Origin of the sequence: Pseudomonas sp., from assembly GCF_035512415.1 — a bacterium.
GTDB lineage: Bacteria > Pseudomonadota > Gammaproteobacteria > Pseudomonadales > Pseudomonadaceae > Aquipseudomonas.
This window is the reverse complement of sequence record NZ_DATKDZ010000004.1, coordinates 75,382-89,179: the sequence shown is the minus strand read 5'-3', so window position 1 is coordinate 89,179 and position 13,798 is coordinate 75,382. Positions and strand designations below refer to the sequence as shown.

Genomic DNA, 13,798 nt, shown 5'->3' with positions numbered 1-13,798 from the left:
CCTGGGCGCTGTGGCCAGCTATGATTAGCACTTTGGCTGTCTGCCTGTCTTTAGGATGAGACCCTCATATGCCACGCGCATCGCGTTACCCCCTGCGTCAGTGGATCTGGCGTGCCTTTGTGCAGAGTGCTCTGATTCCGCTGGTGCTGGTCGAGTCGGTGTTGATCGCCGTGTATCTGCTGAGCAATGCGGCGATTCGCGATGCGCAGATTGACCACCTGCAGCAGAGTGCGCTGGAGGACCTGGCCACGGCAGTGGCCCGTGAAGGGCAGGTGATCGACAGCCGTTTACGGGCGGTCGAGGCGCAGGTGCAGATCTTTCGCGATGCGGCGGTGCATGCCTTGCAGAACGATGCTCATCAGCCCGATGTGCTGGAGCGAACGCGCCATGCGGTGACCGACAGCGGGGTGTTTTACAGCCGCAGTGACGACGGCCGGGCGGCCTCTTTCTATGCCAATAGCACGCCGCTGGCTGAGCAGGACCATGCCAAAGCGTTGCGGCTGTCGCAGCTCGACCCGTTGATGCGCTCGCTGCAGGCGGCCAATCCGCTGGTGGCGGCCTGCTATTTCAACAGCTGGGACAGTTACAACCGCATCTACCCCTTCTTTATAACCCCCGAGCAGTATCCCCACGACATGGTGATACCGGATTACAACTTCTATTACCTGGCGGATGCCAAGCACAATCCCGAACGCAAGGTGGCCTGGACCGATGTCTACCTCGACCCGGCAGGCCTGGGCTGGATGATGTCGGCGGTGGCACCGGTGTATCGCGGCGACTTCCTCGAAGGGGTGGTGGGGCTGGATATCACGGTCGGGCAGATGCTCGGCGAGATCGGCGAGCTGGATGTGCCGTGGCAGGGCTATGCCATGCTGGTCAGCCATGATCACAACATCATGGCGTTGCCGCAGGCGGGCGAGGCCGATTTCGGCCTGCGCGAGTTGACCGAGTATTCCTATGCCGAGGCGGTGCGCCGCGAAGTGCTCAAGCCCGAGGACTTCAACCTGGGTAAGCGCGCCGAAATGCAGCCCTTGCTACAGGCGATAAGCAAAGGCCAGGGCTCGGTGCAGGAGGTCATGCTGGGCGGGCGCAAGCAGCTGATCGCCTGGAGCGAGATTCCGCAGACCGGCTGGCGTCTGCTGCTGGTGGTGGACGAGGAAAATATCTTTAGCGAAACCAATCGCCTGGCGCAGCGCTATCTGCATATCGGCTATCTGCTGATCGCCGGCCTGGTGCTGTTCTACCTGCTGTTCTTCGCTTTGATGTGGCTGCGTTCGCGACGCTTGAGCGAGCAGCTGGTGCAGCCGATTGATGGCATCGTCGGCATGATGCGGCAATTGGGCCTGGGCAATTACCACCCCGCCGCACCGCCCAGCCAGATCGACGAGTTGAGCAGCATGGCCGAAGCCGTGCAACACACCGGCGAACAGTTGCAGGCCAGCGAAAGCGAGCGTTGCGAGGCGCAGCGGATTCTCCAACTGGTGCTGGAAAGCACCACCGAAAGTCTCTGGGAGGTGGATGCCGCGAGCATGACCATCAAGCTCAGCGAGCATTTTCTCCGACGGTTCGGCCTGGCCCACGAGCGCATGGGTTTCAGCGAGTTCAACCAGCGTGTGCACCCCAACGATCTGGAGCGCATTCGCCATCTGCGTCAGCTGTTCGTCACAAGCGGCGAGGATCACTTTGAGGCCGAATACCGCTACGCCGATGCCCGCGGCGAGTACGCCTGGTTGCTCAGCCGCGGCAAGGTGTTGGAACGCGATGCCGAGGGCCATGCGCTGCGGATTGCCGGGACCCACGTCGACATCACCCGGCTTAAGCAGGTACAGGATGACCTGCGCCGCGCCAGCCTGGATGCCCAGGCCGCCAGCCAGGCCAAGAGCCGTTTCCTTTCCAGCATGAGCCATGAGCTGCGCACACCGCTCAATGCGATTTACGGTTTCGGCCAGTTGATCGAGATGGAGGTGCAGGACAAGCCGGAGGCCCAGCAGGAGGGCGATTACGCCCGCGAGATCGTCAATGCCAGCCGTCACCTGACCTCGCTGGTCGACGATATTCTCGACCTGTCGAGTATCGAAAGCCGCCGTCAGCAGCTCAACCTGCAGCCCGTGGAAGTCTGTGCGCTGTTGCGCGGTTGCGCCGAACTGGTCCAGCCGGAGGCGCAGCAGCGCCAGTTGCAGCTGCAGGTGCTGGCCGAGGCCGATGCGGGGCTTTATGTGCAGGCCGACGTGCGCCGCGTACGCCAGGTGCTGCTCAACCTGTTGTCCAATGCGATCAAGTACAACAGCCCGCAGGGCTTGGTCAACCTGGGCTATGAGGTGCGTTCGAACTGTGTACGGCTCTGGGTCGAGGACAATGGCGCGGGCCTGAGTGTTGAGCAGCAGGCCAATCTGTTCCAGCCGTTCCAGCGTCTGGGGCGAGAGAATTCGAGTATTCCCGGCACCGGTATCGGCCTGGTGCTGTGCCGTGAGCTGGCCAGCCTGATGGGCGGCGAGATGGGTTTCAGCAGTGCGCCGGGGCGGGGCAGCCGGTTCTGGATCGACCTGCCCAGTGCGGCGGCACCGGGTGTGCAGAGCGCCGCCAGCATCGAAGTTACGGCCCCGGCACCGCGGCAACTGGCCGAGGTGCTGTGCGTCGAGGATCATCCCGCCTGCCTGAAGGTGGTTCAGGAAGCGCTGCGTGAATTCGCCGAAGTGCGTGGTGCGGGGTCAGTGCAGCGTGCCCTGGCCGAGCTGGAGGTCTGCACGCCGACCTTGTTGCTGCTGGATCTGGACCTGCCCGATGGCGATGGCCTGCTGGTGCTGGATGCCATGCGGCGCAGCCCACGACTGCACGCCGTGCCCGTGCTGGTGATCAGTGCCGCCGCCGCTGAAGGAGTATTTGCCGAGGCGCGCCGGCGTGGCGCGCAGGCTTGTCTGGCCAAGCCCATCGATCTGGCTCAGGTACGTCGACTGGCCCTGAGCCTGCTGGCCCACGGCCTGTAAGTGCCCAGGCTGGGCCTGTCGCCGGAGAGGGCGCGCAGGCCCGAGTCAGGTGGCCTTGGGGTTATTCGCTGGCTTCGAGCAGTTGCAGGGCTTCGCCCAGTACCTTGACCGACTGGCCGTGGTCGCCGGCCTTGTGCAGGGTTTCACCCTCTGCGCGCAGCTGCTGCACTTTGGTGAGCACCGCGGCATCGGCGGGCGGGTTGGATTTCAGCAGCCCATCGATCTTGGCCATATCGGCCGGGCAATGCATGGCCCAGAGCGAGGTGCTGAGCAGAGCAGCGGTGAGGAAAGCAGCTAAACGATGCATGGCAATCTCCTTTCTAGGGTGGAGTTTTAACTCTAGAAGGCGTGGCGCAAAAGCGCAGAAAAGCGATGAGTGGTGGGGCTGGTGGCCGACAAACCTAGTGATCGACTCTGCCAGCCCTTTCAGCTCGACTCAATTCGCTTCGGCGGCACCATCTTTGTTAGGGCCTTGCAGCAGCTGCAAGGCTTTTTCGGCATGAGTGCCGCAGGTTTCGCTGTCACCCATACGCTGTGCCTCTTCGGCGGCCTTCATGTGCTCTTCGACCTGTTCCTTGAGGGGCGAGGCCATGGTTGTGAGAGCGGCCTTGTTATCTGAGAGCTTCTGCATGCCGAGGGTGCAGGTGTCTTCGGCAAAGGCCGGTGAAGCCAGCATGGCGATGGTGACAATGCTACACAGGGAAAATCCTTTCATTGGAATGTCCTTCAGTTATTAGCTGTTTTTAGTTTTCGGGACAGGCTTATCACGAGTGCAAGCGCGTCACCGAGAAGGTACTGAGCTCATTTACTGGGCTCACAGTAGATGACCCTAGGGGGTTGAGCTGAGTTCAGGTTTTTTAGGCTACTGCTTAGACAGGTGAGGGGCAGAAGCTGATGCGCCGCCGAGCGATGCATGGGGCCAGCGCTGCTTATGCGGCCATGGCCGAGCCCCCGTGTTGGGTGGGGGCGTGCTGGTTACAGCGTGGACTCAGGTCCGAGCGCTGCTAACCCGATCCAGCAGATACACCAGCCCGTGATAGTCGATACCGCCATGCTGGCTAAGGCCGATTTCGCAGGTGCGGCTGGTGCTGATGCCTTCCTCGCAGTACTGCACCGCCGATTTCAGGCTGCGCAAGGCGTGGCTGTTCAGTTCCGGGGTGGTAAAGCCCTTGTCACCGGCAAAGCCGCAGCAGTGGATGCCTTCGGGAATAACCACCTCGCTAGTGCAGCGGCGCACGATATCGATCAGTCCCTGCGCCTCGCCCAGGTGCTGGGTGCTGCAGGTGACATGCACCGCCACCGGTTTGTCCTGCGGGGTAATCGTCAACCTGTCGAGCAACTGCTCGCGGATAAACTTCACCGGGTCGTGCAGTTTCAAGCGTGCGTCCAGGCCATCCTGAATCAGCCGCAGGGTGCAAGGGCTGGTGTCGCAATAGATCGGGTCGAGGCCGCCACGGCTGGCCTTGAGCAGGGCGTCGATCAGCTCTTGCTTCTTGCGTTCGGCCTGCTCGCTGTAGCCCTTGGAGGCAAAGGGCTGACCGCAGCAGAGGTTGTCCAGATCATCCGGGAACACCACCTGAAAGCCGCCTTTCTCCAGCAGGGCGCGGGTCTTGTCGAGCAGCGGCAGCTGTTCGCTATCGCCAGCTGCCGGGCCCATGGCGCGGGATACACAGGCGGCCAGATAGACCACCCGTGGTCGCGCATCGTCATTGGCCTTGGGCAGGTGCAGGCGTTGCAGCGGTTGCGGCATGGCCGGGGTCCACTGCGGCAGTTTGCCCTGGCTGGCCTTGCTTAGCGCTGCCGAGGTGCGGCTAAGCAGGGGCGCGCCCATGACCATGCGTGCGCCATTGGCCACATGCAGCATCACCCGAGCGCCCTGCATGGCGCGGCGAAAGTTATTCGCCAGCCAGTCGGCGCTACGCGGGCTATTGGCATCGCGTGCGCGCAGCTGGCGCACCAGATCACCGGTATTGATGCCCACCGGGCAGCGCTGGGCACACAGGCCGGTGGCGGCGCAAGTGTCGATGCCATGGTACTGATAGGCCGCTTCCAGCTCGCGGGTGTCGATGCCGGCGCGTTGCTTGGCCTGAATATCGCGCCAGATCACGATGCGCTGACGCGGGCTCAGGGTCAGTCCCTTGGACGGGCACACCGGCTCGCAAAAGCCGCACTCGATGCACTTGTCGACGATCTCGTCGGCGGCTGGCAACGGCTTGAGGTTTTTCAGGTGGATATCGCGGTCTTCGGAGAGGATCACATCCGGGTTGAGAATGCCTTGCGGGTCGAGCAGGCGCTTGATCTGCCACATCAGCTGGTAGGCGTCCGCGCCCCATTCCAGCTCAACGAAGGGTGCCATATTGCGCCCGGTGCCGTGCTCGGCCTTGAGCGAGCCGCCGAACTCCACCGCTACCAGCTGCGCCACGTCGTCCATAAAGGCCGAATAGCGGGCGATCTGCTCAGGCGTTTCGAAGGCCTGGGTAAATACAAAGTGCAGGTTGCCTTCCAGGGCATGGCCGAAAATGATCGCCTCGTCGTAGCCGTGCTTGTCGAACAGCGCGAGCAGGCGGTTGACGCCTTCGGCCAGCTGTTCGATGGGGAAGGTCACGTCCTCGATAATCACCGTGGTGCCGGTCTGCCGTACCGCGCCGACAGCGGGGAAGGTGTCCTTGCGGATCTTCCACAGCAGGTTGTAGACGGTCGGGTCTTCGCTGAAATCCACCTGCTTTTCCAGGGGGAAGTCGGCGATGGAGGCCATGATCAGTTGCAGCTGCTCATGCAGCAGGCTCTGGCTGGCCGCGCGGGATTCGATCAGCAGGGCGCAGGCGCTATTGGACAGGCCCTTGACCCACTCCGGCATGCCGGGCTTGTCCTGCACCGAGCGCAGGCTGCGTCGATCCAGCAGCTCCACAGCGGACACCGGCTGCTGCTTGAGCAGGGTGACCGCGCGGCAGCAGCTCTCCACATCGGGGAACACCAGCAGGGCGCTGGCCTTGTGCGGGTGGTCGGGCACGGTGTTGTAGGTCACCGCGCTGATAAAACCCAGGGTGCCTTCGGAGCCGACCAATAAGTGGCTGAGGATATCCAGCGGCTGGTCGAAATCCACCAGGGCGTTAAGCGACAGCCCGGTGGTGTTTTTCAGGCGGTATTTATGGCGAATCTTGGCTGCCAGCGCGCTATTGGCGCGGGTCTGTTTACCCAGCTCGGCGAGCGCTTCGAGCAACTCGGCATGGGTGGCGAAAAAGCGCGTGACGCTGAGCGGGTCTTCGGTATCCAGCACCGTGCCATCGGCCAGTACCAGGCGGATGCCGGCCAGGGTGTGGTAGCTGTTTTGTGCGGTGCCGCAACACATGCCGCTGGCGTTGTTGGCGACGATGCCGCCGATCTTGCAGGCGTTGATCGACGCCGGATCAGGGCCGATCTTGCGTTGAAAGGGCGCGAGCACGGCGTTGGCTGCCGCGCCGATCACCCCAGGTTGCAGGCGGATCTGGCTGCCCTGGCCACGGACTTCCCGGCCATTCCAGTTATCCCCCAGCACGATCAGCACTGAGTCGCTGATGGCCTGGCCGGATAGGCTGGTGCCGGCGGCGCGAAAGGTCACCGGTACCTGATGAGCGCTGGCCAACTTGAGCAGGTCGACCACTTCCAGCTCCGCTTCGACGCGCACCACCAGCTTGGGAATCAGCCGGTAGAAGCTGGCATCGGTGCCGAAGGCCAGGGTCGACAGCGGGTCGTCGAAGCGTCGATCCGCGGGGATCAGACGCTCGACGGCGGTGAGAAAGGCGCTGGGCAGGCTCATGGGGGCTCCGGTGATCGGCAGTAGTGCGAGTTGTCTCCCCTCTCCCTTTGGGAGAGGGGCCGGGGGTGAGGGACGGCGCGGGCGCGGTTGTGTGCTTGCCCTCTCCCGGAGGGAGAGGCAATAACAGCCAAGGCGCTTTTAGCGGCCCAGTTCACGCACCAGCGAATCGGCATTGATTTCGCTGATCGATTTGGCCCCGGTCAGCACCATGGCCACGCGCATTTCCTTGTCGATCAGGTCCAGCAGGTTGCTTACCCCCGCGCCACCGGCGGCGGCCAGGGCGTAGATAAAGGCGCGGCCGAGCATCACCGTGTCCGCGCCGAGGGCGATCATGCGCACCACATCCAGGCCGGTGCGGATACCGGAGTCGGCGAGAATCGCCAGCTGGCCTTTCACCGCATCGGCAATCGCCGGCAGGGCGCGGGCGCTGGAGAGCACGCCATCGAGCTGGCGGCCGCCGTGGTTGGAGACGACGATGCCGTCGGCCCCGAAGCTCACTGCGTCCTTGGCGTCCTGCGGGTCGAGGATGCCTTTGATCACCATCGGGCCGTCCCAGAATTCACGAATCCATTCCAGGTCCTTCCAGCTGATCGACGGGTCGAAATTGTTGCCCAGCCAGCCGATATAGTCGGCCAGGCCCGTGGGGTTGCCACGGTAGGCGGAGATATTGCCGAGGTCATGGGGCTTGCCCATCAAGCCGACATCCCAGGCCCAGCTCGGGTGGGTCATGGCTTGCAGCATGCGGCGCAGCGGCGCGTTCGGGCCGCTCATGCCCGAGTGGGCATCACGGTAGCGCGCGCCCGGTACCGGCATGTCGACGGTAAATACCAGGGTGGTCACGCCGGCGGCCTTGGCCCGTTCCAGGGCGTTTTTCATAAAGCCGCGGTCTTTCAGCACATACAGCTGAAACCACATCGGCCGGTCGATGGCCGGCGCGACTTCTTCAATCGGGCACACCGAAACGGTGGACAGGGTAAAGGGGATGCCCTTGGCGGCGGCGGCCTTGGCGGCCTGCACTTCACCACGGCGGGCGTACATGCCGGTCAGGCCGACCGGAGCCAGGGCCACCGGCATGCTTAGGGTTTCGCCCAACAGGCGGGTTTCCAGGCTCAGTTCCGACATATTGCGCAGCACGCGTTGACGCAGGGCGATATCGGCCAGGTCGGCAACGTTGCGCTTGAGCGTGTGCTCGGCGTAGGCACCGCCGTCGATGTAATGAAACAGAAACGGCGGCAGCCGGCGTTGGGCGGCGGCGCGGTAGTCGGTGGAGGCAGAAATGATCATGGAATCACCCAGGTGGAGAAAGAGGGTTGTTACAAGGGTTGGGCGCGCCTAGTTGTCCGCGCGCCCACACCGGCTATCAGCCTGCCATCAGCGGGTCGCTGACGCCCAGCACATACACGGCAAATAGCGCGATCAGGCCGGTAAACAGCACGTAGTACAGGGTAGGCCAGATCGTCTTGCGCAGGATGCTGCCCTCGCGGCCGAGCAGGCCAACCGTGGCCGAAGCTGCAACCACGTTGTGGATCGCGACCATATTGCCGGCGGCGGCACCAATGGCCTGCACTGCGACAATCAGCGCGCTGGAGATACCCAGGCTGCTGGCTACGCCGAACTGGAACTGGCTGAACATCATATTGCTGACGGTGTTGGAGCCGGCGATAAAGGCACCCAGCGCGCCGATGCTCGGGGCCAGCAGCGGGTAGATACCGCCCACGCTATCGGCCACCCAGCGCGCCATCAGAATCGGCATGCTCGACAGCTCGGCGGCGTTGACCCCGGAGTTGATCAGGATGCGCACCATCGGCACGGTAAACAGCAGGACGAAACCGGCGCTCAGCAGCACGCCCGAGGATTCCTTGACCGCCGAGCCGAGGTCGCGCAGCTTCATGCCGTGGAAGAAGAAGGTGGCGATCACCACGGCCACCAGAATCCCGCCTGGCAGGTACAGCGGCTGGAAGTTGGCGCTGATACCTGTTTCGCCGAGTAGGTCGGGGAAGTTCAGCATCACGCCTTTCAGCGCGGCGCTGACTTCGGGGAATACCCGGCTGATCACCAGCAGCACGCCCACCAGTACATAAGGCAGCCAGGCACGCAGGGCGCTCATCGGTTTGGCGGTGAGTTGGTCGAGCTTCATTTCCACGGTGCCCAGCCACTCGGCTGGCCACTTGTCCGCCGGGGCGAAATCCCAGGTGGTTTTTGGCAGCAGAAAGCCCATGCGCGCGGCGCTGGTAACAATTGCCAGACCAATCAAGCCGCCGCCCAGCGACGGAAATTCCGGGCCGAGGAATACGCCTGTCAGGGCGTAGGGAATGGTAAAGGCCAGGCCGGCGAAGATGGCGAACGGCAGTACTTCAAAACCGGCTTTCCAGCTTTTCTCGGTGCCGAAGAAACGCGTCAGCATCAGCACCATCACCAGCGGCATCACGGTGCCGACAATGGCGTGAATGATCGCCACTTCACTGGTGATCAGCTGCAGAAACTGCGCCCAGGACGAATCCTGTTCAACCAGTTGCGCGCCGATGGTGGCAGTGTCCAGGCCGGTATTGACCCCGACAATGATCGGCGTACCCACCGCGCCGAAGGACACCGGCGTGCTCTGTACCAGCATGCCGAGCATTACCGCAGCCATGGCCGGGAAGCCGATGGCCACCAGCAGCGGTGCGGCGATGGCGGCTGGGGTGCCGAAGCCGGAAGCGCCCTCGATAAAGCAGCCGAACAGCCAGGCAATGATGATCGCCTGAATGCGCCGGTCCGGGCTGATGGTGGCGAAACCGGCGCGAATCGCCGTGATGCCGCCGGAATGCTTGAGGGTGTTGAGCAGCAGAATCGCGCCGAAGATGATCCACAGCAAACCGAGGGTGATCAGCAACCCTTGCACGGTGGACGCCAGCACGCGGTTAAAGCTCATATCCCAGGCAAACAGGCCGACGCAGGCGGTGACCAGGTAAACCAGGGGCATGGCGTGCTTGGCCGGCCAGCGCAGGCCTACCAGCAGAACGGCCGCCAGCAGAATGGGCGAGAAAGCGAGTAACGCAAGAAAACCAGTCGACATGGTGGTCTCTCCTTAACGCTGCGCGGTGCGCATAAGTGGATGCGGATGCAGCGGTACGGCGAGTAGGCGGTTATTGGCCGGCATGGGAGAGACCTCTTGGTTTTCTTGGAATTGTTTTTGCCGAGTTAAATTGGTAAGACCAATTTACAAAGTGGCGTGCTCAGGGTAAAAGTGCAGACGCGCGGCTGTCAATCGCCTGACCTGCTACTTTGGTCGCATGACTGCGCCTTGTAAGGCTTATGGCGGCGCTATAGGCTTGCACAAAGGCCCCTGGAAAGGCCGTAGTCAGGTGGTAAAACCATTGGAGTGTGGGTTATGGAAGTAGGCCAGGTGCGCCAGCGCCGTTTGTCGGACGATATCGTCAGCCAGCTGGAAACCATGATTCTCGAGGGCACGCTCAGGGCTGGTGAGCGCCTGCCGGCCGAGCGGGTGCTGGCCGAGCAGTTCGGCGTGTCGCGGCCATCCCTGCGTGAAGCGATCCAGAAACTGGCGGCCAGGGGCCTGCTGGTCAGCCGCCAGGGCGGGGGCAACTATGTCGCCGACTCCCTCGGCTCAACCTTTAGCGACCCGCTGCTGCACCTGCTGGAAAGCAACCCGGACGCCCAGCGCGATCTGCTTGAATTTCGCCACACCCTGGAAGGCTCCTGCGCCTTCTATGCCGCGCAACGGGCTACCGAACTGGATCGCCAGCGCCTGGCGGACGCCTTCGCCGCGCTGCAGGACTGTTACAGCCGCAGCGGCAAGGTGACCCGCGCCGAAGAAGGTGCAGCCGATGCCAACTTCCACCTGGCAATTGCCGAGGCCAGCCATAACGCCGTGCTGCTGCACACCATTCGCGGGCTATTCGACCTGCTTAAACGCAACGTGGTGACCAATATCGGCGGCATGTATGCCCAGCGCGATGAAACCCGCGACATGCTGATCGAACAGCACCGCACCCTGTACCAGGCGATTATCGACGGCCGCGCCGAAGACGCCCGGGCGCTGTCCAACCGGCATATCGACTATGTGCAGGAAGTGCTGGCCGAAGTGCAGCTACAGGTGCGCCGCGAAGAGCGGGCGCAGCGCCGGGGCGGCACGCGTTAACGTCGGGGTAAACGCGGGCTATGTCCGGTTGTGTGGTGACAAACGGTTTCCGTGGCTAGATTTTTACTCGCTAAGGGTGAACAAACCCGGCAAGCTCAGGCTCTGTTGTAGCAAGCCTTCTGTCAGACACTTAAACGCCAAAACGCTCGGAGATAGTTATGCCCCCTATGGATACTGAGCAACAACTGGCGGCCCGTCTGGCCATCCTGGAAAACCCTGAAGCGCAGGACTGCACGGTCTACCGCGCAGATGAACAGGACCCGGAAGCCGAGGAAGTGGATCTGGGTGATGCCAAGGTGCTGTTCTGCGGCGCGTTCGAGGCTCCGGCCGATTGGGATGCGGCGGAGCGCGAGGACTATTTCGGCGAAAGCGCGCCTGAGCTGTTTATCAATGCGCGCATCGAATGCGAAGCCAAGCCAGGCTCGACAGACTATTTCACCGCCGACATCGGTGACTATGTGGCCGCCCAGCCGGGCCAGGGTGAAGTGCTGATGTTCTACGTGCACGACTACCTGGAAGACGACAGCGGCTGCACCTATGTACTGCTGCGTGATGAGGAAGTGCTGGAGTAATCCAGACACCGCGCTGGGCTTCTTGATCAAGCCCAGCATGTACACACCTTAGGTGTTGCATGCATTGGTATGTGTGATGCATGCAGGTAGGTTGGTGTTGAGCGCAGCGAAGCCCAACGGGCAGTGGCATGTCTCGTTGGGCTTCGTCGCCTTGCTCCTCAACCCAACCTACTCGCTTTGCCCATTTTTCCGCTGACCGTCTATCCGTCATTTGCCCTGTAGTACCAGGTTATTACCCGCGTCTGCCTGATCTGAACAACACTCTGTGCTTCTCAATTCAGAAAGGGAGCAGGCACATGGCAGCGAAGAAGATTCTGATGCTGGTCGGCGACTACGTCGAAGACTACGAAGTGATGGTGCCGTTTCAGGCCCTGCTGATGGTCGGTCACCAGGTGCACGCGGTGTGCCCGGACAAGACCGCCGGGCAGAGCGTACGCACCGCCATCCACGATTTTGAAGGCGAGCAGACCTACAGCGAAAAGCCTGGGCATAACTTTGCCCTTAACTTCGATTTCGCCCAGGTCAAGGCCGAGGATTACGACGCCCTGTTGATTCCCGGCGGCCGCGCCCCGGAGTACCTGCGCCTGAATGCTCAAGTGCTGGCGCTGGTGCAGGCCTTCGATAAGGCCGGAAAACCCATCGCAGCGGTCTGCCATGGCGCGCAGTTACTTGCCGCCGCCGGCGTGCTTGAGGGCCGTGAATGCAGCGCCTACCCGGCCTGTGGTCCGGAAGTCACTCTGGCAGGCGGGCGCTATATGGATATCGCCGTGGATCAGGCCCATGTGCAGGGCAATCTGGTCACCGCTCCGGCCTGGCCGGCGCATCCCAACTGGCTGGCGGCGTTCCTTGGCCTGCTGGGTACGCAGATCACGCTATAAATGTCTGGGTAAGCCCGTAGCCCGGATGAAATCCGGGGATCGCCTGCAAGGGATTGCATCCGGGCTACGCATGTGAGGGCCTGCTTGCAGGCCCCTGTTGTCGAGGAGCCGCCATGTGCGAGCTGTATGTCAAAGCCGATCCGATTCTCTACGAGTCCCGCGCCCGCTCGCTGCGTATTCGTGGCGTGGTCACCACCCTACGCCTGGAAAACCAGTTCTGGGACATCCTGCGCGAAATCGCCGAAGTCGATGGCATGACCACCAATCAGCTGATTACCAAGCTGTATGACGAGGTGATGGACTACCGCGGCGAGGTGGTGAATTTCGCGTCTTTTCTGCGCGTCAGCTGCACCCGTTACCTGAGCCAGCGCCGTGTTCCGGCTGAACTGGCTTTGGTACGGGCGATCCAGTCTTAAGCTGTAGCCGCGATGCGCAATGCAGGGTCACCCAGCGGGTGGCTTAGCGCATCGAAGAAACGCAGCTCCACATCCTGTTCGGCGAACAGGCTGGCGTAGTGCTGTTTCTGCTGCGCAATAAACAGCGGGTTGTGCGGGTAGATCGATATCGCCAGGGTTTTCAGCCCGGCCTGTTGCAAGGCCTGGATCAGGTGCTGGTCCTGCGCGCCGAGGCTGTGGCCGAAGATGCACAGCTTGTCCTTGGGCTGTGCCAGCTGGCTGTAGCAGAACAACAGATAGTCGGAACTGCGGATGGCCTTGAGCTTGTCCGCGCTGCTGCCTTCGTTGACGAACAGCGGAATATCGCCGAGCTGGTTGATGGCGAAACTGGCCAGCAGGGTGCTTTCCGATGAATTGAGAATGCGCGTGCTGCCGTCGATGTTCTTCACCAGGTGCATGCCGCCGTGCAGGTAGAGCATGCGTGTGGCGTTGCCATGGCGCTGGCAGTCGCCGGGTGCAAAGGTCGAGTCCGCGCCGCGGAACATATCTTCAAACGCCTCGGGGCCTGCATAACGGCCCAGTAGGTGAGCAGGTCGTAATTGCCGGAATACACCGTCTGGTACTGGCTAAGCGCGTTATTGATCCGCGCCAGGCTGTCAGCCTGCATCTGGCTCCAGGGAATATGCACTGAGCGCACGGCGTGGATCAGCGCTTCCTTGATGGCGAAGTAGCGATGGCGTGGTGACGACGAATTGATGGTCAGCGCAGCATTGACCCGGATGCTGTTCTTCAGCGCACTAAGCACCTGCTCGAAGTTGCTGGTGTCCAGGGCGCGGAACACGCTGAGCTCGGTCGCGCTAAGCGGGCGATTACGAGTGGTCTGCGCCTCGTCGAACAGCGAGAAGTAGGCGAACTTGCGCCATACCGCCAGGCTCGCGCCGTTGCCGATCAGCAGCTCGGGAAAACCGATGCTGCTGTTCAGGGTGCTCCAGTCTTCCAGTTCGCCAGTAAATGCCGGGAGTTCCATAATCG

At 62.3% G+C, this 13,798-nt stretch carries 10 protein-coding genes and 1 pseudogene; 5 read left to right on the top strand and 6 right to left on the bottom strand.

Features of this window, described 5'->3' with window-relative positions:
* Window positions 1–68 precede the first annotated feature (68 nt).
* On the top strand, window positions 69–2,984 hold the full coding sequence (locus VMP31_RS01195; protein WP_325503242.1) for an ATP-binding protein: 2,916 nt from the start codon (window positions 69–71) through the stop codon (window positions 2,982–2,984).
* Window positions 2,985–3,045: 61 nt separating this feature from the next.
* On the opposite strand, the gene VMP31_RS01190 is transcribed toward VMP31_RS01195, so the two are convergent.
* From VMP31_RS01190 to VMP31_RS01170, 5 genes are all read right to left on the bottom strand, one after another.
* Window positions 3,046–3,291 (bottom strand): hypothetical protein, encoded by a 246-nt coding sequence (locus VMP31_RS01190; RefSeq protein WP_325503240.1) that lies wholly within the window; start codon window positions 3,289–3,291, stop codon window positions 3,046–3,048.
* 129 nt (window positions 3,292–3,420) lie between these two features.
* Window positions 3,421–3,699, bottom strand: coding sequence for a hypothetical protein (locus tag VMP31_RS01185; RefSeq protein ID WP_325503238.1), 279 nt, complete (start codon window positions 3,697–3,699; stop codon window positions 3,421–3,423).
* A 273-nt stretch (window positions 3,700–3,972) separates the two neighbouring features.
* The gene (locus VMP31_RS01180) at window positions 3,973–6,780 is read right to left on the bottom strand and encodes an FAD-binding and (Fe-S)-binding domain-containing protein (protein ID WP_325503236.1); all 2,808 of its coding nucleotides are present in this window, start codon (window positions 6,778–6,780) and stop codon (window positions 3,973–3,975) included.
* A gap of 138 nt (window positions 6,781–6,918) precedes the next feature.
* Entirely contained in the window at window positions 6,919–8,064 is a 1,146-nt protein-coding gene (gene lldD, locus VMP31_RS01175; RefSeq protein ID WP_325503234.1) for an FMN-dependent L-lactate dehydrogenase LldD, read from the bottom strand.
* A 76-nt stretch (window positions 8,065–8,140) separates the two neighbouring features.
* Window positions 8,141–9,835 (bottom strand): L-lactate permease, encoded by a 1,695-nt coding sequence (locus tag VMP31_RS01170; RefSeq protein ID WP_325503232.1) that lies wholly within the window; start codon window positions 9,833–9,835, stop codon window positions 8,141–8,143.
* A gap of 315 nt (window positions 9,836–10,150) precedes the next feature.
* Between VMP31_RS01170 and VMP31_RS01165 the strand changes: the two genes are divergently transcribed.
* The 4 genes from VMP31_RS01165 (at window position 10,151) to VMP31_RS01150 (ending at window position 12,787) form a co-directional block, all read left to right on the top strand.
* Window positions 10,151–10,921 carry an FCD domain-containing protein gene (locus VMP31_RS01165; protein ID WP_325503230.1) on the top strand — a complete coding sequence of 257 codons (771 nt, stop codon included), beginning with the start codon at window positions 10,151–10,153 and terminating at the stop codon, window positions 10,919–10,921.
* Window positions 10,922–11,079: 158 nt separating this feature from the next.
* On the top strand, window positions 11,080–11,493 hold the full coding sequence (locus VMP31_RS01160) for a hypothetical protein (RefSeq protein WP_325503228.1): 414 nt from the start codon (window positions 11,080–11,082) through the stop codon (window positions 11,491–11,493).
* A 296-nt stretch (window positions 11,494–11,789) separates the two neighbouring features.
* The gene (locus VMP31_RS01155) at window positions 11,790–12,371 is read left to right on the top strand and encodes a DJ-1/PfpI family protein (protein WP_325503226.1); all 582 of its coding nucleotides are present in this window, start codon (window positions 11,790–11,792) and stop codon (window positions 12,369–12,371) included.
* Window positions 12,372–12,484: 113 nt separating this feature from the next.
* Entirely contained in the window at window positions 12,485–12,787 is a 303-nt protein-coding gene (locus tag VMP31_RS01150) for a ribbon-helix-helix domain-containing protein (protein WP_325503224.1), read from the top strand.
* Here VMP31_RS01150 and VMP31_RS01145 read toward each other — a convergent pair.
* Window positions 12,784–13,796, bottom strand: a pseudogene (locus VMP31_RS01145) (DUF4917 family protein). The gene VMP31_RS01150 and the pseudogene VMP31_RS01145 overlap by 4 nt on opposite strands.
* Window positions 13,797–13,798: the final 2 nt, after the last annotated feature.